Origin of the sequence: Bradyrhizobium valentinum, assembly GCF_001440405.1 — a bacterium.
Taxonomy (GTDB): domain Bacteria; phylum Pseudomonadota; class Alphaproteobacteria; order Rhizobiales; family Xanthobacteraceae; genus Bradyrhizobium; species Bradyrhizobium valentinum.
In genome coordinates, this window is sequence record NZ_LLXX01000148.1 from 15,343 (window position 1) to 38,962 (window position 23,620).

At 62.3% G+C, this 23,620-nt stretch carries 14 protein-coding genes; 10 read left to right on the forward strand and 4 right to left on the reverse strand.

Going from position 1 to position 23,620, the window contains the following annotated elements; all coding sequences use genetic code 11:
• Positions 1-165 carry a hypothetical protein gene (locus CP49_RS46335; RefSeq protein ID WP_197423237.1) on the reverse strand — a complete coding sequence of 55 codons (165 nt, stop codon included), beginning with the start codon at positions 163-165 and terminating at the stop codon, positions 1-3.
• A gap of 363 nt (positions 166-528) precedes the next feature.
• On the opposite strand from CP49_RS46335, the gene CP49_RS26240 reads away from it, so the two are divergent.
• From CP49_RS26240 to CP49_RS26280, 9 genes are all read left to right on the forward strand, one after another.
• Positions 529-1,446 (forward strand): ABC transporter permease subunit, encoded by a 918-nt coding sequence (locus CP49_RS26240; RefSeq protein ID WP_057853065.1) that lies wholly within the window; start codon positions 529-531, stop codon positions 1,444-1,446.
• Between the two features lie 11 nt (positions 1,447-1,457).
• A complete protein-coding gene (gene livM, locus CP49_RS26245; RefSeq protein WP_156438673.1) occupies positions 1,458-2,777 on the forward strand; it encodes a high-affinity branched-chain amino acid ABC transporter permease LivM in 1,320 nt (439 codons plus the stop codon).
• Positions 2,774-3,607 (forward strand): ABC transporter ATP-binding protein, encoded by an 834-nt coding sequence (locus CP49_RS26250; protein ID WP_057853066.1) that lies wholly within the window; start codon positions 2,774-2,776, stop codon positions 3,605-3,607. The genes livM and CP49_RS26250 overlap by 4 nt, the downstream gene beginning before the upstream one ends.
• Positions 3,604-4,350 (forward strand): ABC transporter ATP-binding protein, encoded by a 747-nt coding sequence (locus CP49_RS26255; RefSeq protein ID WP_057853067.1) that lies wholly within the window; start codon positions 3,604-3,606, stop codon positions 4,348-4,350. Before CP49_RS26250 ends, CP49_RS26255 begins: the two co-directional genes overlap by 4 nt.
• 167 nt (positions 4,351-4,517) lie before the next feature.
• Positions 4,518-5,636 (forward strand): branched-chain amino acid ABC transporter substrate-binding protein, encoded by a 1,119-nt coding sequence (locus tag CP49_RS26260; RefSeq protein WP_057853068.1) that lies wholly within the window; start codon positions 4,518-4,520, stop codon positions 5,634-5,636.
• A gap of 247 nt (positions 5,637-5,883) precedes the next feature.
• Positions 5,884-12,168, forward strand: coding sequence for a HAMP domain-containing protein (locus tag CP49_RS26265; protein WP_057853069.1), 6,285 nt, complete (start codon positions 5,884-5,886; stop codon positions 12,166-12,168).
• A gap of 15 nt (positions 12,169-12,183) precedes the next feature.
• Entirely contained in the window at positions 12,184-13,677 is a 1,494-nt protein-coding gene (locus CP49_RS26270) for an HWE histidine kinase domain-containing protein (protein ID WP_082646258.1), read from the forward strand.
• Between the two features lie 267 nt (positions 13,678-13,944).
• Positions 13,945-16,725, forward strand: a complete 2,781-nt coding sequence (locus tag CP49_RS26275; RefSeq protein ID WP_057853070.1) for a PAS domain S-box protein — start codon at positions 13,945-13,947, stop codon at positions 16,723-16,725.
• 70 nt (positions 16,726-16,795) lie between these two features.
• Positions 16,796-17,791, forward strand: a complete 996-nt coding sequence (locus CP49_RS26280) for a P1 family peptidase (RefSeq protein ID WP_057853071.1) — start codon at positions 16,796-16,798, stop codon at positions 17,789-17,791.
• 35 nt (positions 17,792-17,826) lie between these two features.
• Here CP49_RS26280 and CP49_RS26285 read toward each other — a convergent pair whose 3' ends face one another.
• Positions 17,827-18,378 (reverse strand): EF-hand domain-containing protein, encoded by a 552-nt coding sequence (locus tag CP49_RS26285; RefSeq protein ID WP_338060384.1) that lies wholly within the window; start codon positions 18,376-18,378, stop codon positions 17,827-17,829.
• On the opposite strand from CP49_RS26285, the gene CP49_RS48995 reads away from it, so the two are divergent.
• Positions 18,377-18,844 (forward strand): hypothetical protein, encoded by a 468-nt coding sequence (locus tag CP49_RS48995; RefSeq protein ID WP_338060385.1) that lies wholly within the window; start codon positions 18,377-18,379, stop codon positions 18,842-18,844. The two genes, CP49_RS26285 and CP49_RS48995, sit on opposite strands and share 2 nt — an antisense overlap.
• A gap of 15 nt (positions 18,845-18,859) precedes the next feature.
• On the opposite strand, the gene CP49_RS26290 is transcribed toward CP49_RS48995, so the two are convergent.
• Positions 18,860-22,210 carry an adenylate/guanylate cyclase domain-containing protein gene (locus CP49_RS26290; RefSeq protein WP_057853073.1) on the reverse strand — a complete coding sequence of 1,117 codons (3,351 nt, stop codon included), beginning with the start codon at positions 22,208-22,210 and terminating at the stop codon, positions 18,860-18,862.
• A 412-nt stretch (positions 22,211-22,622) separates the two neighbouring features.
• Complete coding sequence (locus CP49_RS26300) at positions 22,623-23,525, reverse strand: hypothetical protein (protein WP_156438674.1); 903 nt, start codon at positions 23,523-23,525, stop codon at positions 22,623-22,625.
• Between the last annotated feature and the right edge of the window lie 95 nt (positions 23,526-23,620).

Genomic DNA, 23,620 nt, shown 5'->3' on the forward strand with positions numbered 1-23,620 from the left:
CTAGCGGTCCTGATCAGGGGTCTGTTGACGATTGGGGTTCTGGCCCTGACGACCCGGATCCTGCTGCTGCTGGCCCGGCTTCTGGCCGCCACCCTGCTGCTGCTGGCCGGGCTTCTGACCCGGGTTCTGGTTCTGCTGGCCCGGATTCTGGTTCATGTTGGCCATTGAGGGATCTCCATTGTTGACCATAGCTGCAATAAACGGAGAGCAAGCACATTCGTTGCAAGGGAACATCGGTTCCGCTGGGATCATTCCGCGGCGAGGCCGTGTTCGGACTGTGGCACCGGAACCACTGCCGCAAAACTAGCTCTGCACAAGCCAAATAAGCCGCAGCCAGCGCTGTTGCCGCCCCCGGTTCCCACTGTTAGAAAATGACACGACGCGTCGTCTTGGGCTGCCGGAGCTCTCGCCGCGTCGCTGGCTCTTCATAGCGTTTTCGAGCGAAGTGGATACCGGTTCGCGTGAAGAAAACGCGTCAAAAGGAAAAATAGAGCCTGTTCACTCCTGAACAGGCTCGAACGGCAGCAGATGGATTATTTCGCCCAGCAACTCATCAACGGCCTCGTGCTCGGCTCGATCTACGGCCTGATCGCCATCGGCTACACGATGGTCTACGGCATCGTCGGCATGATCAATTTCGCTCATGGCGACATTTTCATGATCGGCGGCTTCATCGCGCTGATCACGTTCCTGATCCTGGTCTCGTTCGGCCTGACCGCCATTCCCCTTATCCTGTTGGTGGTACTGCTGGTATCGATGGCGATCACGGCGCTCTATGGCTGGACGGTAGAGCGCATCGCCTACCGGCCGCTGCGGCACTCGTTCCGCCTCGCGCCGATGCTCTCGGCGATCGGTATGTCATTCGTGCTGACCAATTATTCGCAGGTCGCCCAGGGCGCGCGCGTCAAGCCGGTGCCCCCGATCATCACCGGCGGCTACACCCTGCACGAGGGCGCCGGCGGTTTCGTAGTGCAGCTTTCCAACATCCAGATCATCGTCGTCATCACCACCGTCGTGCTGCTGGCGCTGTTTACCTGGCTCGTTTCGAGCACCCGGCTCGGCCGTGACATGCGCGCCTGCGAGCAGGATCAGACCATGGCCTCGCTGCTCGGCGTCGACGTCGACCGCACCATCTCCATGACCTTCGTGATCGGCGCTGCGCTCGCCGCCGTCGCCGGCATGATGTACCTGCTCTATTACGGGTTGGTCGATTTCTTCATGGGCTTCGTCGCCGGCATCAAGGCGTTCACCGCCGCCGTGCTCGGCGGCATCGGTTCGCTGCCCGGCGCGATGCTGGGCGGGCTTCTGATCGGCCTGATCGAAACGCTGTGGTCGGCGTATTTCTCGGTCGAGTACAAGGACGTCGCCGCGTTCTCGATCCTGATCGTCGTCCTGATCTTCCTTCCGACCGGCCTGCTCGGCCGGCCCGAAGTCGAAAAAGTCTGACGGGCGACAGCGTGAGCGCACCCCCCGCCGCCCAAACCTCGCGCGCACCCGGAGCCGCCTTCATCCTCAAGAAAGCGCTGATCAGCGCTTTCGTGGCGCTGGTGCTGTTTTCGCTGATGATCGGCGTGCGCACCGAGGCCGGACCGCAAGGGCAATTGATCTACTGGACGCGGTTCGGCGACCTTGCGGCCATGGTCGCGGCCGTATTCGGCGGCAGTATCATCGTCGAATTGCTGCGGCAATGGTGGGGACCGGTCGGCACCGTCAGGATCGTGCCACCTTCCGTGCAAACCACCCTCGCCGTCGCCCGCCGCGGCATCGCGCCGGTGCTGCTGGTCTTCACGTTCCTGGTGCCCGTTCTGTTCTACGACGAGCGCTACATTCTCGACCTCGCCATCCTCGTGCTCACCTACGTGATGCTCGGATGGGGGCTCAACGTGGTGGTCGGCCTCGCCGGGCTGCTCGACCTCGGCTATGTCGCGTTCTACGCGGTCGGCGCCTATTCCTATGCGCTGCTGGCCACCAATTTCGGGCTGTCGTTCTGGATCTGCCTGCCGCTCGCCGGCATTCTCGCCGCCTTCTGGGGCGTGCTGCTCGGCTTTCCCGTGCTGCGGCTGCGCGGCGATTATCTCGCGATCGTCACGCTGGCCTTCGGCGAGATCATCCGCCTCGTCCTCATCAACTGGCAGACCCTGACCGGCGGGCCGAACGGCGTCACCGGCATTCCCCGCCCCACCCTGTTCGGCATTCCGCTCACACCGGCCGATGACGGGCTGGCGGCCTTGCTCGGGATCGAATTCTCGCCGACGCACCGCATCGTGTTTCTGTTCTACATTATCCTGGCGCTGGCGCTGCTCACCAACTGGGTCACGATCCGGCTGCGACGCCTCCCGCTCGGCCGCGCCTGGGAGGCGTTGCGCGAGGATGAGGTCGCCTGCCGCGCGCTCGGCATCAACACCACCACGACCAAGCTGACGGCGTTTGCGACCGGGGCGATGTTCGGCGGTATTGCCGGCGCGTTCTTCGCGACGCGGCAGGGCTTCATCAGCCCGGAATCCTTCACCTTCCATGAATCGGCGCTGGTGCTGGCGATCGTGGTGCTGGGCGGCATGGGCTCGCAGCTTGGCGTGGCGCTCGCGGCGCTCGCCATGATCGGCGGCTTCGAGCTGTTCCGCGGGCTCGACCAGTACCGCATGCTGGTGTTCGGCATGGCGATGGTGCTGCTCATGATCTGGCGGCCGCGCGGCCTGATCGGCCACCGCGCGCCGACCGTGTTCCTGAAGAGCAACCAGGCGATCTCATCCGACCTCGTCAAGGAGGGCCACGGATGAGCGGCGATCCCATCCTGTCGGTCGATCGCTTGTCGATGCGCTTCGGCGGCATCGTCGCCGTCAACGATCTCTCCTTCGATGCCGAGCGGCGCAAGATCACCGCGCTGATCGGGCCGAACGGCGCCGGCAAGACCACGGTGTTCAACTGCATCACCGGCTTCTACAAGCCGACCTCGGGCGCGATGCGGCTCACGCATGACGACGGCCACGCCATCCAGCTCCAGCGGCTGAACGATTTCCGGATTGCCAAACTGGCCCGGGTCGCGCGCACCTTCCAGAACATCCGCCTGTTTCCCGGCATGACAGCGCTGGAGAACCTGATGGTGGCGCAGCACAACGCGCTGATGCGCGCCTCCGGGTTGACGTTTCTCGGACTGATCGGCGCGCCGTCCTGGCGCAACGCCGAACAGGCCGCGATCGATCTGTCGCGGACCTGGCTCGATCGCATCGGACTTCTTGATCGCGCCGACGATGCCGCCGGCAATTTACCCTATGGCGACCAGCGGCGGCTGGAGATCGCGCGCGCGATGTGCACCCAGCCCGCGCTGCTGTGCCTCGACGAGCCGGCGGCCGGACTGAACGCGCGGGAGAGCGCCGCTTTAAGCGAATTGTTGCTCTCGATCCGCTCCGAAGAGGGCACCTCGATCCTTTTGATCGAGCACGACATGAGCGTGGTGATGGAAATCTCCGACCACGTCGTCGTGATGGACTATGGCGTCAAGATCGCCGAAGGCACGCCGCGGCACATCCGCGACGATCCCAAGGTGATCGCCGCCTATCTCGGCGCCGACGAGGAAGAAGCTATCGCGGTGATGGAGAGCGGCACGTGAGCGCCTCGTCCAATACGCCCCTGCTCGCAATCCGCTCGCTGCGCGCGGCCTACGGCAAGATCGAAGCGCTGAAGGGCGTCGATCTCGACATCAGCGCCGGCGAAATCGTCGCGCTGATCGGCGCCAACGGCGCCGGCAAGTCGACCCTGATGATGACGATCTTCGGCAGGCCGCGCGCGCGCGCAGGGAGGATCGAATTCGACGGCCAGGACATCACCGGCGTGCCGACACATGAGATTGCGCGGCTGCGCATCGCCCAATCCCCCGAAGGCCGCCGCATTTTCCCGCGTATGAGCGTGGCGGAAAACCTGCAGATGGGCGCCGACGCGACCGATAGCAGCGAGGCCGATCGGGCGAGCGGCCTGGAACGCGTCTTCGCGCTGTTCCCGCGGCTCAAGGAACGCATGACCCAGCGCGGCGGAACGCTGTCCGGTGGCGAGCAGCAGATGCTGGCGATCGGCCGGGCCCTGATGAGCCGGCCGCGCCTGTTGATGCTGGACGAGCCGTCGCTGGGGCTGGCCCCCCTGATCGCGCGGCAGATTTTCGATGCGATCCGGACCCTGAACCGGCAGGACGGCCTGACCGTCCTGATTGTCGAACAGAACGCCAACCATGCGCTGAAATTGGCCCATCGCGGCTATGTCATGGTCAACGGCCTGATAACCCTGTCCGGAACCGGCAGCGAATTGCTGCAGCGCCCGGAAATCCGCGCCGCCTATCTGGAGGGCGGCCGGCGGGAGTAGCGCTCCCAACCCGTTTGGCGCGTGCTGCGGCAAGATGCTGCGAACGGACCGTGGATTTGCCCGAAAATTGCCGATGACTTCGCCGTAAAATCAGCCGACAATGGGCGTGATTTTCGTACCCGGCCCGCCGGGTGCTTCCCGAAATCGACTACCTGCGAGGATACCTCATGAAATCACTGAAACTCATCGGCCTGGCATTGGGCGCATCGTTGGCGTTGTCGACAACAGCACTGGCGCAGGACATCTCCATCGCAGTGGTGGGCCCGATGACGGGCGGCGAATCCGCATTCGGCCGGCAGATGAAGAACGGCGCCGAACAATTCGTGGCCGATTTCAACGCCGCCGGTGGCGTGCTCGGCAAGAAGCTCGCGCTGCAGGTCGGCGATGATGCCTGCGACCCGAAGCAGGCGCGCTCGATCGCGGAAAAATTCGCCAGCGCGAAAATCCCGTTCGTTGCCGGTCATTTCTGCTCGTCGTCGTCGATCCCGGCGTCGGAAGCCTACGCCGACGGCAACGTGCTGCAGATCACCCCGGCCTCGACCAACCCGCTGTTCACCGAGCGCAAGCTCTGGAACGTGGCGCGCGTCTGCGGCCGCGACGACCAGCAGGGCCTGGTTGCCGCCGACTACATCGTCAAGAACTACAAGGGCAAGAACGTCGCCATCCTCAACGACAAGACGACTTACGGCAAAGGCCTCGCCGACGAAACCAAGAAGGCGCTCAACAAGGCCGGCGTCGCCGAGAAGATGTTCGAGTCCTACAACAAGGGCGACAAGGACTTTAACGCGATCGTGTCGCGCCTGAAGCGCGACAGTATCGATCTGGTCTTCGTCGGCGGTTACCATCAGGAATCCGGCCTCATTCTGCGCCAGATGCGCGACCAGGGCCTCAAGACGGTGTTGATGGCGGGCGATGCCTTGAACGACAAGGAGTTCGCCTCGATCGCCGGTCCGGCCGCCGAAGGCACGCTGTTCACCTTCGGTCCCGATCCCCGCAACAAGACGACCGCGAAGGCGATCGTCGAGAAGTTCAAGGCCAAGAACATCGATCCGGAAGGCTACACCCTCTACACCTATGCCGCGATGCAGGTCTGGACACAGGCGGTGGCGAAGGCGAAGACCACCGACCCGAAGAAGGTCATGGAGACCATCAAGGCCGGCGAATGGGACACCGTGCTCGGCAAGCTGGGCTTTGACGCCAAGGGCGACATCAAGGTGATCGACTATGTCGTCTACAAGTGGGACGCCAAGGGCAACTACGCCGAGATCCATCCGAAGGGGTCCTGACCCCCTCCCCGATCAGAACTCCAACGCCCCGGTCCGCCGGGGCGTTTCTATTTCCGGTTCCAGATAATTTTGCAACGCCGGGAACAATTGGGTTCCCGCCGAATTGAGCCGGGCTGGGCTGAGTTCCATGTCATTGATTTCACGACCTTAACCCTTGTTCCAACTTGATCTGCCGCTGGGGCAGCGGTTCTATCTGTGACATTGCATCTTAGCCAATGGATTCGCGCGAACTGGCCAAGGAAACACCATGAGTGATCTTTCCCCTGGAGCATCACCCTCCGCTCGCCGGGCCGCCAAATCCAAACCACCCACCACCAACGGCACGTCCGATCCGATGCAGGATCTGCTGCACGCCTTGCAAGCAATGCGCGCGGGCGATTTCTCGGTACGGATGACGGGCGACCACCTCGGCATCGAGGGCAAGATCGCAGACACCTTTAATGAAATCGTCGCCGCCAACCAGCGAATGGCGCAGCAACTGGAGCACGTCGGCCAGGTCGTCGGCCGCGAGGGCAAGACAAGACAGCGCGTCAAGTTCGACCTTTCAAGCGGCTCCTGGGCGGACATGGAAGGCTCCGTCAACACGCTGATCGACGACCTGTTGTGGCCAACCCGCGAAGTCACGCGCGCCGTCGCCGCCGTGGCTCAAGGCGACCTGTTGCAAACCGTGAAGCTCGATGTCGACGGCCGCCCGCTGGGCGGCGAGTTCTTGCAGTCGGCCAATATCGTCAACACGATGATCAAGCAGCTCAGCGTGTTCACCTCGGAAGTGACGCGCGTGGCGCGCGAGGTCGGCACCGAGGGCAAGCTCGGCGGCCAGGCCCAGGTGCCGGAAGTGACCGGCGTCTGGAAGGACCTGACCGAGAGCGTCAACTCGATGGCCAACAACCTGACCGGCCAGGTGCGAAACATCGCCGAGGTCACCATCGCGGTGGCCAATGGCGACCTGTCGAAAAAGATCACGGTGGACGTCCGCGGCGAGATCCTGCAGCTCAAGGAAGCCATCAACACGATGGTCGACCAGCTTCGATCGTTCGCCTCCGAGGTGACCCGTGTCGCGCGCGAAGTCGGCACCGACGGCAAGCTCGGCGGCCAGGCGATCGTGCCCGGCGTTGCCGGCACCTGGAAGGATCTGACCGACTCCGTGAACGCGATGTGCGGCAATCTCACCGCCCAGGTTCGCAACATCGCCAACGTCACCACCGCGGTCGCCCGCGGCGACCTCTCCCGCAAGATCACGGTGGACGTCCGCGGCGAAATCCTGGAGTTGAAGGACACCATCAACACGATGGTCGACCAGCTCAATTCGTTCGCCTCGGAAGTGACGCGCGTCGCCCGCGAGGTCGGCACCGAAGGCAAGCTCGGCGGTCAGGCCCAGGTCCCCGGCGTCGCCGGCACCTGGAAGGACCTCACCGACAACGTCAACTTCATGGCCTCCAACCTGACGGCGCAGGTCCGCAACATCGCCGACGTCGCGACCGCGATCGCCGGCGGCGACCTTTCCAAGAAGATCACCGTGAACGTGTCGGGCGAAATCCTTCAGTTGAAGGAAACACTGAACACGATGGTCGACCAGCTCAACGCCTTCGCCGGCGAGGTGACCCGCGTGGCGCGCGAAGTCGGCACCGAGGGACGGCTCGGCGGTCAGGCCAACGTGCTCGGCGTCGCCGGCACCTGGAAGGACCTCACCGAGAGCGTCAACTCGATGGCTTCCAACCTGACGGCACAGGTGCGCAACATCGCCGAGGTGACGACCGCGGTCGCCAACGGCGACTTGTCGAAGAAGATCACGGTGGATGTGCGCGGCGAAATCCTGGAGTTGAAGGACACCATCAACACGATGGTCGACCAGCTCAACGCCTTTGCCGGCGAAGTGACGCGCGTTGCCCGCGAGGTCGGCACCGAAGGCAAGCTCGGCGGCCAGGCCAACGTGCGCGGCGTCGCCGGCACCTGGAAGGACCTCACCGACAACGTCAATTCGATGGCCGGCAACCTCACCGCTCAGGTCCGCAACATCGCCGAGGTCGCGACCGCCGTCGCCAAGGGCGACCTGTCGAAGAAGATCACGGTCAACGTCTCAGGCGAAATCCTTCAATTGAAGGAAACGCTGAACACGATGGTCGACCAGCTCAACGCCTTTGCGAGCGAAGTGACGCGCGTGGCGCGCGAAGTCGGCACCGACGGCAAGCTCGGCGGTCAGGCCCAGGTGACCGGCGTCGCCGGCACCTGGAAGGATTTGACCGACTCCGTGAACTCGATGGCGGGCAACCTGACCGCGCAGGTCCGCAACATCGCCGAGGTCGCGACCGCGATCGCCGGCGGCGACCTGTCGCGCAAGATCACCGTCGACGTGCGCGGCGAGATCCTGCAGCTCAAGGAAACGCTCAACACGATGGTCGACCAGCTCAACCGCTTTGCTGGCGAAGTGACCCGCGTGGCGCGCGAGGTCGGCACCGAGGGCCGGCTCGGCGGTCAGGCCAACGTGCCCGGCGTCGCCGGCACCTGGAAGGACCTCACCGACAACGTCAACTCGATGGCCGGCAATCTGACCGGCCAGGTCCGCAACATCGCCGAAGTCACCACGGCGGTGGCCAAGGGCGACCTGTCGAAGAAAATCACCGTCGACGTCAAGGGCGAGATTCTCGAGCTGAAGAATACCGTCAACACGATGGTGGACCAGCTCAACGCGTTCGCCTCGGAAGTCACCCGCGTGGCGCGCGAAGTCGGCACCGAAGGCAAGCTCGGCGGCCAGGCCCAGGTGCCTGAAGTGGCCGGCACCTGGAAGGACCTGACCGACAACGTCAACTTCATGGCTTCGAACCTGACCGCGCAGGTCCGCAACATCGCCGAGGTCGCCACCGCTATTGCGGGCGGCGACCTTTCGAAGAAGATCACGGTCGACGTCCGCGGCGAAATCCTGCTGCTCAAGGACACCCTGAACACGATGGTCGAGCAGCTTCGCTCGTTTGCCGCCGAAGTGACGCGCGTGGCGCGCGAGGTAGGCACCGAGGGGCGGCTCGGCGGCCAGGCCGTGGTGCCCGGCGTCGGCGGCACCTGGAAGGATCTGACCGACAACGTCAACCTCCTGGCGGCCAACCTCACCACGCAAGTCCGCAACATCGCCGAAGTCACCACGGCGGTGGCGCGCGGCGACCTGTCGCGCAAGATCACCGTGGACGTGAAGGGCGAAATTCTCGAGCTGAAAAACACCATCAACACGATGGTCGATCAGCTCAACGCCTTTGCCGGCGAAGTGACGCGCGTCGCGCGCGAAGTCGGCACCGAGGGCAAGCTCGGTGGGCAGGCGCAGGTCCCGGGCGTCGCCGGCACCTGGAAGGACTTGACCGACACCGTCAACTTCATGGCCGCCAATCTGACCGAACAGGTCCGCGGCATCGTCAAGGTCGTGACCGCGGTCGCCGACGGCGACCTGAAACAGAACCTGACGGTGAAATCGAAGGGCGAAGTCGCAGCGCTCGCCGACACCATCAACAACATGACGGAGACGCTCGCCACCTTCGCCGACCAGGTTACCAGCGTGGCGCGCGAGGTCGGCGTCGAGGGACGGCTCGGCGGCCAGGCCAACGTGCCCGGCGCGGCCGGTACCTGGAAAGACCTCACCGGCAACGTCAACCTGCTCGCCGCCAACCTGACCTCGCAGGTGCGCGCGATTGCCGAGGTGGCGACCGCCGTGACCAAGGGCGACCTGACCCGCTCGATCCAGGTCGATGCCCGCGGCGAAGTGGCTGAACTCAAAGACAACATCAACACGATGATCGGCAACCTCCGCCTCACCACGCAGGTGAATACCGAGCAGGACTGGCTGAAGACCAACCTCGCCAGGTTCACCAACATGCTGCAGGGGCAGCGCGAGCTCTCCACTGTCGGCCGGCTGCTGCTGACCGAACTGGCGCCGCTGGTCAACGCCCATATGGGCGTAATCTATCAGGTGGAGAACGCCGAGAGCCCGCAATTGCGCCTGCTCTCCTCCTACGCCGGCGATCGCGCCAATCCGCACCCGCAGGTCGTGCAGTTCGGTGAAGGATTGGTCGGCCAATGTGCCATGGACAAGCGTCAGCGATTGGTGTCGGACATTCCTGACCATACCGCGCCGATCAATTCGGGGCTGTTGCGTGCGATCCCGAGGAATATCGTCGTGCTTCCGGTCCTGTTCGAGAACCAGGTGAAGGCCGTCATCGAGCTGTCATCGATTGCCTCTTTCACCACCTCGCAGATGACCTTCCTCGAACAATTGACCGACAGCATCGGCATCGTGCTCAACTCCATCGAAGCCACGATGCAGACCGAGGGCCTGTTGAAGCAATCCCAGCAGCTCGCCGGCGAATTGCAGACGCAGCAGAAGGAATTGCAGCAGACCAACGACCAGCTCGAACAGAAGGCTCAGCAGCTCGCCGAACGCAACGTCGAGGTGGAAAGAAAGAACCAGGAAATCGAACAGGCGCGGCGCGCGCTCGAAGAAAAGGCGACCGAGCTTTCGCTGACCTCGAAGTACAAGTCCGAATTCCTCGCCAACATGTCGCATGAGCTGCGCACGCCGCTCAACAGCATTCTGATCCTCGGCCAGCAGCTCACCGAAAATCCGGAGGGCAATCTGTCGGCGAAACAGGTCGAGTTCGCCCGCACTATCCACGGCGCCGGCACTGACCTGCTCAACCTGATCAGCGACATCCTCGACCTGTCGAAGATCGAATCCGGCACGGTGACCGTCGATGCCGAGGAAATCCTGACATCGAGCCTGCTCGAGACCGTCGGACGGCCGTTCAAGCACGAGGCTGAAAATCGCCACCTCTCGTTCAACATCAATGTCGACGAGACCCTTCCCCGCAGCATAGTCACCGACTCCAAGCGCCTGCAGCAGGTTCTGAAGAACCTGCTGTCGAACGCGTTCAAGTTCACCGCGGAGGGCGGCGTGAAGTTGAACGTATCGGCCGCCGTCGGCGGCTGGAGCGCCGAGCACCCGATCCTCAATCACGCGCCCGCTGTCGTCGCCTTCGAGGTGACCGACACCGGCATCGGCATTCCCCTGGAAAAGCAGAAGCTGATCTTCGAGGCGTTCCAGCAGGCAGACGCCGGCACCAGCCGCAAATACGGCGGCACCGGCCTCGGCCTTGCCATCAGCCGCGAGCTTGCGAGCCTGCTCGGCGGCGAAATTCATCTGCGCAGCGCGCCCGGCAAGGGCAGCACCTTCGTGCTTTACCTGCCGTTGCATTATTCCGGTCCGACCGTTGCGCCGCGCTCCCCTGCCTCGTCGGCATTCACACCCGCGCCGGCGCTGCAGGCGACACAGGAGCGCGCCGTCGAGCAATTGCCGGACGACCGCCTCGACCTCTCGCCGGGAGATACCATCCTGCTGATCGTCGAAGACGATCCGCACTATGCGCGGGTGCTGATCGATCTGGCCCGCGACAAGGGCTTCAGGGTGCTGGTCGCCAGTCGCGGTGCCGAAGCGCTCGAACTCGCCAAGCAGTTCCAGCCGACCGCGGTTTCGCTCGACGTATTCCTGCCGGACATGCTGGGCTGGACCGTGCTCAGCCAACTCAAGCACAATCCGCTGACGCGGCACATTCCAGTGCAGATCATTACGCTGGACGAAGACCGTCAGCACGCGCTGGCGCGCGGCGCGTTTTCCTTCGTCAACAAGCCGACGACGACCGAGGGCGTCAGCGCGGCGCTGTCGCAGATCAAGGAATATGCCAAGCCCCGACGCAAGCGCCTTCTGATCGTGGAGGACAATGCCGCCGAGCAGATGAGCATCACCGAATTGCTCGGCCACGACGACATCGAGATCCTCACCGCCGACACCGGCGCCGGCGCGTTGTCGACGCTGCGGAACCAGCCGTGCGACTGCGTCGTGCTGGATCTGCGGCTGCCTGACATGAGCGGGTTCGAGGTGCTCGACCGGCTTCGCAACGACGAATCCCTATCGAACGTGCCGGTCGTAGTGTTCACCGGGCGGGAACTTTCGGCCGAGGAGGATGCGGAACTTCACACCATGGCGAGGAGCATCGTGGTGAAAGGCGTCGAATCGCCGGAACGCCTGCTCGACGAAACGTCGCTGTTTTTGCACCGTGTGATCACGGAATTGCCAGTCGAGAAGCAGAGGATGCTCGAGAAGCTCAATAGTTCCGATGAGGATCTCATTGGCAAGACCGCGCTTCTGGTGGATGACGACGCACGTAACATCTTCGCGCTATCGAGCGTGCTCGAACGGCGCGGCATGAAGGTGCTGACCGCGACGACGGGCCGTGAGGCCATTGCGCTGGTCGAGTCGAATCCAAACATCGCAATCGTGCTGATGGATATCATGATGCCGCAGATGGACGGATATCAGACCATCGGCGTTATCCGGCAAAACCCCTCGTTCGGCCGCCTGCCGATCATCGCGCTGACCGCCAAGGCGATGAAGGGCGACCGCGAGAAATGCCTCGAAGCCGGCGCGTCGGACTATCTCGCCAAGCCCGTCAATACCGAGCAGTTGCTGCTCGCCATTCGAATGTGGCTCCACCGCTGATCGGCGTAACAGATGATGGATCAGGACAAGGTAAACATTCTTCTGGTGGACGATCAGCCGGCGAAGCTGCTCGCCTACGAAGTCATACTGAAAGAACTCGGCGAGAATCTGGTCAAGGCTTCGTCCGGACGCGAAGCGCTCGAGTTCCTGCTCAAGAACGATGTCGCCATCATCCTGGTCGACGTCTGCATGCCTGAGCTGGATGGGTTCGAACTCGCCGCCATGATCCGCGAACATCCCCGCTTTCAGAAGACGGCGATGATATTCATCTCCGCGATACAGGTCAGCGACATCGACCGGCTGCGCGGCTACGAAATGGGCGCGGTCGACTACGTCCCGGTTCCGGTCGTGCCGGAGGTGTTGCGCGCCAAGATCAAGGTATTCGCCGAGCTCTATCGCAAGACCCGCCAACTCGAACGGCTCAATGCCGAACTCGAAGACCGCGTGCGCGCCCGCACCGCGGAGCTTGAGGAATCGCATGCGCGACTGCTGGAGAGCGAGCAGCGCCGCAGCCTTGCGATCGCCGCGGGCAAGATGGGATCGTGGGATTGGGACTGGATCAATGGCGACTGGATGTGGGACGAAGGTCAATTCCAGATTTTCGGGCTCGACCCAAAGACTTTCGCCGTGACCCCATCGAACGTCCAGATGTTCCTGCATCCTGATGATACCGAAGAACTGCGCAAGGCGGTCACCCAGTTCACAAAGGGCGCCAAATCGTACGAGGCGGAGTTCCGGATCATCCGTCCCGACGGCGAGGTGCGCTGGTGCGTCGGCACGGCGGCCGCCACCCTCGACAAGGGCGGCCGGGTCATTCGCGTCAGCGGCGTCACCGTTGACATCACCGAGCGCAAGCAGGCCGAAGAGCGTCAAACCCTGCTGGCGCGGGAAGTCGATCACCGCGCCAAGAATGCCCTGGCCCTCGCGCAATCCATCGTCCGGCTGACGCGCGGCGAGAACGTGAAGACCTACATCCGTTCGGTTGAAGGACGGATCAATGCGCTGGCGCGCGTGCACACCGTGCTTTCGCTGTCGAGCTGGCAAGGCGCCGAAATAAGGAAATTGATTGAAGAGGAGCTGGCGCCCTATTCCACCGGCGACCAGATCGACCTCTCCGGTCCGGAGGTCCAACTCGAACCGGCGACGGCTCAGACCGTTGCGCTGGCGCTGCACGAACTCGTCACCAATTCGGCGAAGTACGGCGCCCTGTCGGCGCTGTCGGGCCGGCTGTCGGTGAGTTGGGAAAACCCGGCGGGCGTTCTCAAGATCATCTGGGTGGAGACCGGCGGCCCACCGGTCGAGAAGCCGGTATCGCGAGGATTCGGCACCAGAAGCGTGATTGCGAGCATCGAGTCGCAGCTCGGGGGCCACGCGGAATTCGATTGGCGCCCGGAAGGCCTGGTTTGCCGTCTGTTGGTCCCCTTGTCGCGACAGCAGTTTGCCGCTGATCCGGTTGCGCTCCGCGATGTCGTCGTCGAGGGCAATGGCCTGCGACGCGCCGAGTTGTAACTTGGCGCTTGATGGGTCGGCAGCAATGAAGGCCGTTGCACGATCCCGGAGAACCTATCGTGCCGCCGCCTGTGGAGTTTCTATCAGGCATCGTCCGGTATTATGTAGCCTTGGGTTGATTCCTTCCGAGGCGTCGCTAGCGTAGCCTCGGGGGGTGCGATCGGCCCCCGGGTATCGGCTGGATATCCGGCCGCGTCGGATGCGTTGTTTTCGCGCGTTTAGAGCTTCTGCCATGGCGCGTTCGCTGCCAGTTTGCCGGAGACGACAATGGGTGACGAGCGCAACGTCTTTCTTTCGACCGTGCCGGCGACCCGCGACGATCGCGTGGCAGCGCTGGTTGTGGTCGCCGTCTCGGCGGTGCTATTTGCATGCGTCCTCCCGTTTGCCACAGTGCCGCTCCCTGCGATTCCGGCGTTCATTGCGAGCTATCAATCCGCGCTCGCCATCAACGACCTGATCACGGCCATCCTGCTGTTTTCGCAATTTGCGTTGTTGCGGTCGCGGGCCTTGTTGTTGCTCGCAAGCGGTTACTTGTTCACTGCGGCCGCGGCGATCATCCATGCCTTGACCTTTCCGGGCCTGTTTGCTCCGGCCGGGTTCTTCAATTCCGGGCCGCAAACGACGGCCTGGCTCTACCAGATCTGGCATACCGGATTTCCGCTTCTCGCGATCGGCTACGCCGTGCTCAAGGACAAGGATGGCGGCCCCAAAATCAGGGGATCGGTCGGCCGGGCGCTGTTTGGAAGCATCGTCGCCGTCGGCGTTACGCTGTCGGTCGCAACCTGGATCGTGACCGTCAGGCACGACATTCTGCCGACGCTGCTGAGCGGCGAGGAAGGGCGCTTCACGCCCATCCTGATCGGCATCCTGTCGACCGAGCTATTGCTCAGCTTCGCCGCGCTGCTGATCCTGTGGCTCCGGCGGCCGCACTCGGTGCTCGACATCTGGCTCATGGTCGTGATGTGCGCCTGGCTGTGCGACATCGCGCTGTCGGGAGTCGTCAACGCGGCCAGGTTCGATCTCGGCTTCTACGCCGGTCGACTATACGGGCTATGTGCTGCCAGTTTCGTGCTGGCGGCGCTTCTGGTCGATAATATGGGCCTCCAGGCCAAGCTGGCCCGCCTGCTAGGATCGTTGCGTCTGCAAGCGGCCTCTGAAAGAGACCTTCGCACTGAACGCGACAGCCTTTTCAGTGCCGTCGTGGAATCGTCCAGCGATGCTATCATCACCATATTGCTTGACGGCACCATCACCGGCTGGAACGGAGCCGCGGAGCGCCTGTTCGGCTTTACGGCCGCGGAGGCGATCGGCAGGCAGATCGGCATCATCGTCCCGCCGGACCGGCGCGAAGAGGTGCGCGATATCATCGAGCGGATCAGCCGGGGCGAGCTGATTGCACACTACGAGACTTCACGCATGCGCAAGGATGGCGGCGCCGTCGATGTTTCGCTGAGCATCTCCCCGATCCGCATGGTCTCAGGCGAGATCGTCGGCATCTCCAAAGCCGCGCGCGACATCACCGAAAGCAAGCGGACGCAGCAAGCGCTCAGCCAGGAAATCGAAGAGCGGCGGCGCATATTCGATTCCTCGAACGACCTCATCTTCGTCACCGACAGCGCGGGGAATTTCATCCAGGTCAGCCCGAGCGTCACCGCGATCCTCGGCTATGAGCCCGCCGAAATGGTCGGACGCAGTGCGATTGAATTCATCCACCCCGACGATCTCGAACACACCCGCAAGGAGATGCGGGCGGGGCGACGCGGACAAAGCAAGCGCAATTTCGAGACGCGCTATATCAACAAGGAGGGCCAATCCGTCACGCTGAACTGGACCGGGACCTGGTCCGAGCCGGTCCGCCGCCACTTCTTCATCGGCCGGGACCTGACCGAAAAGCAGGCCGCGGAAGCCCAGTTGCGGCACGTCCAGAAGATGGACGCGGTCGGCCAACTGACCGGCGGGGTGGCGCACGATTTCAACAACATCCTGACCGTGATCACCGGCACCATCGGCATTCTGGAAGAAGCCGTCGCCGGCGAGCCCCAGCTCGCGGCCATCGCCAAGCTGATCGACGAAGCCGCCGAACGTGGCGCCAACCTGACCAGGCATCTCCTCGCCTTCGCGCGCAAGCAGCCGCTGCAGCCGCTCGAGGTCGACGTCAATGCACTGGTGCTCGAGGCCGCCAAGCTGCTGCACCCGACGCTCGGCGAGCACATCGAAATCACGCCGCTATTGGCCGAGGATGCATGGACCGCGCTGGTCGACCCGAGCCAGCTCACGACTGCGGTCCTCAATCTGGCAATCAACGCGCGCGACGCGATGCCCGGTGGCGGCAAGCTCGCGTTCGAGACCAGCAACGTCTATCTCGATGAAACCTACGCCGGCATGCACAGCGAGGTCGCACCCGGCAATTATGTGATGATCGCGGTCAGCGACACCGGCTCCGGAATTCCGCCCGCGCTGCTCGAACGGGTGTTCGAACCCTTCTTCACGACCAAGGAAGTCGGCAAGGGCACCGGCCTCGGCCTCAGCATGGTGTTCGGCTTCGTCAAGCAGTCGGGCGGACACATCAAGATCTACAGCGAGCAAGGCCACGGCACTTCGGTCAAGATCTACCTGCCGCGGGCAACGGGATTGAACCAGACCGCCGCGGAAGCGCTGGTCGCGGCTGATATCGAGGGCGGCAATGAGATCGTGCTCGTCGTCGAAGACGATTCGCTGGTGCGCCGCTATGTGATGACCCAGATCGAAAGCCTGGGCTACACTACGCTCGAGGCGGCCAACGCTTCCGATGCCTTGCGCATCATCGACGATGTCCCGAACGTCGACCTGCTGTTCACCGACGTGATCATGCCCGGCAACATGAACGGCCGCCAGCTCGTCGACGAGGCGCTGAAGCGGCGGCCGGGCCTCAAGACGCTGTTCACCTCGGGCTATACCGAAAACGCCATCGTCCATCACGGCCGGCTGGATTCCGGCGTGCTGCTGCTGGCAAAGCCCTATCGCAAATCCGAGCTTGCAAGGATGATCCGGCTGGCGCTTGGCAGTTGAAGCATCCTCCGCGGCTGCTATACCGGTTAACGACGGCTTAGGCTGGTTGCGGCCCAAACGGATCGGCTCCTTGAGAAATCTCCTCACCGATATATCCGGCGTCAGCGTCGGCCATGCCGACGATGCGGCGCTCGCCTCCGGCGTCACCGCGATCCTTTTCGATTCTCCTGCAGTGGCGTCGATCGACGTGCGCGGCGGCGGCCCCGGCACCCGTGAGGACGCCCTGCTCAAGCCCGAAAGCACCGTCGAGGCGATCGACGGCATCGCGCTTTCCGGCGGCTCGGCGCTCGGACTGGACGCCGCCGGCGGCGTGCAGGCCTGGCTCGCCGAACAGGGTCGCGGCTTCCGGGTGCGCGAAGCCGTCATCCCGATCGTTCCGGGCGCCATCTGCTTCGATCTGCTCAACGGCGGCAACAAGGCTTGGGGACGCTTCCCGCCCTACCGCGATCTCGGCTACGCCGCGGCGAATGCGGCCGCTGCCGATTTCGCGCTTGGCAGCGTCGGCGCCGGCCTCGGCGCGACAACAGCCAATTTCAAGGGTGGCCTCGGCTCCGCTTCGGCGCAGACCGAAGGCGGCGTCACGGTCGGCGCGCTCGCAGTGGTCAACGCGGTGGGCAGCGTGACGGTCGGCGACGGCCCGTGGTTCTGGGCGGCGCCGTTCGAGAACGGCAATGAGTTTGGCGGGCGCGGACTGCCGCCTTCGTTCACGCCGGACATGCTGCGGGCGCGGCTGAAGGGCGGCCCGGCTGCGACGCCTTCGGAGAACACCACACTGGTGGTCGTCGTCACGGATGCGGTGCTGACGAAAGCGCAGGCCAGGCGGCTCGCGATGATCGCGCACACCGGCATGGCGCGCGCCATCTACCCCGTACATGCGCCGCTGGATGGCGACGTGGTGTTTGCCGCCGCGACCGGCAAGAAGCCGATCGATCCGCTGTTCGGTCTCACCGAACTCGGGATGGTCGCCGCCAACACGGTCGCGCGCGCGATTGCGCGCGGCGTTTACAGTGCGACCGCGCTACCCTTTCTGGGTGCGCTGCCGGCGTGGGGCGATCGCTTCGGTTAGGTCGCAATCCGAAGGGATCTCGCCGGGTCTCGTGCTCAGGCGCTGAGCGAAAGCGATGCGGTGGCGCCTGATGAAATTGCCTGGGCCTGACGCTGGATCATCTGCTCGATGAAATTGTAGGACGATGTCGCTGATCTCGACGAGCTTCCGCTCGCGGCCGACGTCATCGTTACCTTCGATCCGTCCGCATAGGTCAGCGAGGTGGTTACGGAGCCGTCGCTGTTGCTGACCGTCGTCGTCATCGCGCCCTGGCGCATCTGCGAGCGCGGATCGAAATTGGATGCGTCGGAATCGTTCGCTTCGTCCGGACGGCGTTGATGCTCCTTCTCGGGCCTCAGCGCCGATGCCAGCTCCTTGATGCTGACCGAGCCGTCGCCATCCTGGTCGAGCTTGCCGAATACACTGTCGGCTTGCGCAAGGTTGGTGCCGCCGGCGCCAAGCGCCTCTTCGAATTCCGCCTTGCTGATCTTGCCGTCGCCGTCGCCATCGATCTGCCCGAACAGGTCTTTCAGTGCGGCGTGGCGGCTCTTGGACGCCGATGTCGATCCCGCCGAAGACTGGCTTTGCGCGTCGAGCAGCGCGCTCATGGTTTCCGGCGATATCGGCGAGCCCCCGCTGCCGCCCGAGCCAGTTCCGGAACCGACCGCAGCCGACGCATTCGAGGACATGAAGGCGAACGGGCTTGCCGCGTTCTGGCTGACGCCGGTGGACGGCGCTGATGATTTCGACGACGCAAGCGCCTTGAGGGCATCGATCGCCGATGACGCGGCGCCCAAAGCAAAGAACATGGCGGAACTCCAACAACGCCGCGGAGGGATGGCGGCCGACAAACTCCTGCGCATTCCTCAGCAAGCGCCGTGCCATCGAGAAAAACCCAATAAAACCGGGCTTTCCCGCATCGCTTCCGGTCCGCTCAGCACGGCAATAGATGCCCGCCGCGGCAGATTTTGCCTTGCTGGCTGGTGGCGGCTCGAACTGGGAAACCAGATATTCTCGGGGAGACATGCGGCGAACCTTGTTGGTTCGCTGGGGGTGGGTAGGCAAACCACCTAGGCCAGCGTCAAGCGGTTATCCGTGCAGGATGGCGGCGCGCGCCCGCTTGAGGTCAGCCGTTTCGGCCCCTTCGTCAAACGAGCGACAGATCGGTTCTAGCAACGCGCGCGCCTCATCAGACCTTCCTTGCGTCCGCCAGAGTTCTGCAAGGCTGATGGCGGCACGCAATTCCAGGGACCTAGCACTTTGACCGCGCGCCACTTCAATAGATTTCTTAAGATGGGACTCGGCTTCGCTTACCTTCGAGGGGTTGAGTGCCAGAAGAATTTGCGCTCTTTGCCGATGCAATTCTGCTTCCCATGATCTGCCTGTCACGTCACCAACACTGGCCAAGACCCCATCGACAATCGATAGCGCGCGTTCATTTTCGCCGGCCCTGGCGTGCATGTCCGCCAGCCAGCTATCCATCATCTGAAGCATGAAACCGAGGCCATTGCGCCGCGCTTCGTCGATTCCCATTGCTATTTCGGCTCGGGCCTCTGTAAGTCGACCTAGCTCTCCGAGAGCCCGGCCTCGCGATATTCTCGACAAGATCACATACAGCGAAAACCGCTGTTCTTGTGACATTTCGAAGCTTTTTTCGGCGCTTTCGAAGGCGCGAGCGGAATCCCCGCGCAGGAGGTGCACAACGGAAGTCATGTAATGAGCGAACGCTTGCGTGTATGGGTGACCAAGATCTTGAGCCAATGCGAGCGCTTCCGAAACACGCAAAAGCGCTTGATCGGGATGGCCCAGGAACCATAAGTCCCAAGACAAGAGCAGAAGTGAAGCCACTTGGGGCTCAACCATGTAAAGGCCGGATAGCGGCTGTTTTTCTTTGCCGCTTGAAAGCTTGATTGTCTCCTCGAAATGGTTCGCTGATAACTGGAAGTCGCCGATAGTCAATAGCGTGCTGCCCATCACTCTATGAGCCACCATTAGCAGCACGGGGTCGGACAACGCTTGCGACCGCGACAGAAACTCCTCGGCCATTGGGAGCGCCTCGTCATGCCGCGCGCACATCCAGGAGTGCATACACAATCCATACAGAGCTTGGAAATATTCGGGGATGTCCCCAAGTTGCAGACATAAGGCGCGCGCCCGAGAAAACGCTTCGCAGGTTTCCGCGGAGGCATACCCATGAACAGCGATAAGCGGTATCCCCAATGCCAATTGAATGTCGATCTCATGCTTGGTCCGCTCGGGCGTTTCGGGCAAAGCGCTCAGAAGCTGAAGAGCCTTTCGAAAACTAGCAATCGCTTCAACGTTGGCTGAATGCGCGAGCGCGCGTTGCCCAGACTCAAACCAAGAACGAATGGCCAGTTGGTGGTTGCCTGCTTCTTGATAGTGATAGGCCAGGACTTCGGGTTGACTTTCGGCGAGCTCCGGGAAGTCATGCTTTAAGATCGCCGCGATGTCCGCATGGATCTGCTGCCTCTTACCTCTAAGCAAAGAGTCGTAAATTGCATCACGCAACAACACATGCTTGAAAGCAAAGCGGACGAAAGGCGAAATGTCGACTCGGTGGATGATGTCGGCCTGCTCGAGCAGCGAGAGGGCCGACAGCATATCGTCTTCGTCTACTTGCGATGCAGCCGACAAGAGATCATAGGAGAACTCGCGTCCAATCACGGCTGCTATCTGTGCAAGTCTGCGACTCGGCGCGACGCGGTCAAGCCGCTCCATAAATGCGTCACTCAGCGTGTCCGGAACCCTGAGCGTTTCTGGTCGCGCTGCGCGCTCGAAAGTACCTCGAGTCCGCAAAGGCGCGCCTAGCATACTGTTTGTCAATTCCTCGATGAAGAGCGGGACGCCATCGGCCTTTTCGATAATCTGGTCAAGCAGCGGTTGAGGCATACTCTCGCCCCTCAAGAGATCTCGGATCATCGCCTTCACTTCGGCGTGTGACAATCGAGTGAGCGAGTGTACGGTGGCGTTCGCATGAGTGATCCACGTGGGACGGAATTCAGGTCGGCACGACACAATAAGCAGCACCCGGGCGTGGTGAATCCGGCTGATAATCAGTTCAAGCAGCTCAAGCGTCGATGGATCTAGCCAGTGCGCATCCTCGAAGATGCAGACCGTGGGGCGTTGGACAGAAAACGCCAAGAGCATGTCGACGAGCGTGCTTATCGTCCTGTTCTTTATTTGTTGTGGCGTAAGGTCAGCAAATTCGAGGTGATTTTCCAAGGGGATTGACAACAGTTTGGCAATCAGTAGGACCGCCTCTTTGGAACTATATGTTGAGCGCGGAAGGTAAGCCTTGAGCTTGGCAAGCTTGTCTGCGTCGGCTTCACGAGCTGTTATTTGGGCCGCTTGTTCGATCTGCTCGATCACCGGAACGAACGCGCTCTGACTATGATAAGGCGAGCCCTGATGGTGTACCCAGACGCGCGGTTCCTGCTGAATATGCAACTTCAATTCGTGAAGGAGCCTTGATTTTCCCACTCCGGGAATACCCGAAAGGAACACGACCTGGCCGTCACCCTCTTTCGCTTTCTGCCACCTATCGAGCAGCAAGCTTAGTTCGCTTGAGCGGCCAATGAGCGGAGTAAGCGAGCCCGCATGCGCAGCCTCGAAGCGGCTAGCTGTACTTTTTGCCGAGATCACACGGTAGACATGAAGGGGTTCAGTTACACCTTTGAGCTCCTGAAGGCCGAGGTCCTGGAAATCAAAAGCTGACGATACAAGACGCCTCGTCGATTCCGAGATGATTACCGTGTTGCCAGCGGCAAGGGTCTGTAGACGCGCGGCAATATTCGGCGTCTCGCCCACCGCGTCCATCGACCACGTGCCACTGTCTCCAATTTCACCGACAACAACCGGGCCCGAGGAAACACCCACTCGACAAGTCAGGGTTGCGGGCCCTGAAATCTTTGGAACTCCGGTGACAATCTCCAGGGCGGCATGAATAGCACGAGCGGCGTCGTCCTCGTGTGCATAGGGCCAACCGAAAAATGCCATCGCACCATCGCCGAAATAGCGGGCGACCTCGCCTCCATAGCGCCTAATCGCCGTGCTGCACGCCCCTCGATACGCATCAATGAGTTTTTGGAGATCCTCAGGATCCAACTTTTCCGAGAGCTGCGTAGATCCCACCAGATCACTGAACAGCACTGTGATCTGACGGAATTCAGCTTCGCGATGTTGTACAAGCGAGGGTCGCCCCGTTGCTGCGCCGGCGGGTTGGCGCGCTGCCCTCAAAGCTTCAATGGCCCTGAGCAGCTTCTTGCGGTGACCTAAAGAGGATACTCCAAGCTTTTTGAGATCATCGTCCGTCAATTCCGGAAGGAAGGAGTATTCGATATTGTTTTCTTCGAATCTATCGGCGTACTGGCCTAGACCATGTCTAGCCAGCCACTCGGCTAACTCGGTTGACTTCGTCATCGCAGCGCCCCGAGCCGGGCTTGAGACTCACTATGCGATTACCGTTGTGCTTTCGATCAGAGCATCTTTCCTGCAAACGATAACACATTAGGGTTCTTTTGTCTGCCGATATCACAGAGGTGATGGGCTGGGTTGGAAACATCGTCATCGGTGCGTCACGCGTGGCCATGGCGGGAGGCACAATGCCGAGGTCGCGGTACATGTCGCAGAAGGGTGCGGATCACCAACTGAAGCCTGGCGCGACGATACCAACGCCAGTGCTTACCACGCTTACCATGACAGTTCCTCGTGAGGAGGAGTCATGCAGACTCGTCCTTTGAAATCGCAACCGCATATCGGAGGTGCCAAGGCCCGTATTGTTTCTCGTGCCCCACGCTGTGCCAAAACTGCGATGACTATCGCGCCATTCTGCTCATGCCGCCGGCCGAGCCCCGCGCCTTTCATCGTGCGATGGACATGAACTGAGATGGTACGGGAGCGCCTCTCTGAGCGCCTGCTCAAGCTCGTCAAGCATCTCCGCCTCGGATTTGAGAAGCTCGTGATTATATCCCTCCGCTAGGATTAATGCTGATTGGTACGTCTCCCGAACGACCTTGATACGGTCATCCGCAGGAAGGGAGGCGACGAACTCGATTGTCTCTTCGACGTGCGCGGCCTCGCTTCCGAGTGAGCTGTGACTTCTGAGGAAGCGGGTCGCATCAATGCCGTCCGGGCACATTGCCTGCACCTTCTCGATATCGGTCTTCTGCTTGAGCGCGGCAATGCGCTCCAGGCAGTACGAATAGCCGATGCAGCCGATCGGGTAGTCCTCGACGCAGAGATCGTCGAAGCGCTTGCAGAGCGGCTTGATCCCCTCGGGAATGTAACTGGCAACGAGACGCTCGGCAGGCAGACCCAACGCGCGCAGATCCTTGAGCGCGAGCCGATCGTGACCGGTCTCCTCGCGCGCACGCTCTTCAAGATAGGCCGCGACCTCCGGCCTCCCTAATTCCTCGAATCGCGCAGCGGCGCGTCGGAGATTTCGAGGCGTATCGACGGACGTATGATAGGCGCCGACCAACGCGACGGCATAGCCGACAAGCGTCGGCTCCGGTCGCGCCAGGCGCTGTTCAATTTCGGCAAAGCCGAGATTGATCGCGCCATCGAGCAGACCGACCGTGCTGCCCGTCGAGCCCACGCCCGTCATCGGCGCTGCGAATGGATCTGTGTCTTCCTTCGTGCCGCTCCGGGTGTGAAACCAGACCTCTCCCGACTCGCGAGCGATGATCGAAATATCGGCCGTGACGCTGACCCACTCCAAGACTGACCGTGCCATTCGAAACCTCCCGTTTTTCGATCGCTCGCCCGCGCTCGTTTCTTGGAGGATGCGTTTTGCTATGGAGCCCGAGCTCGCTTCAAGCTATAGACACA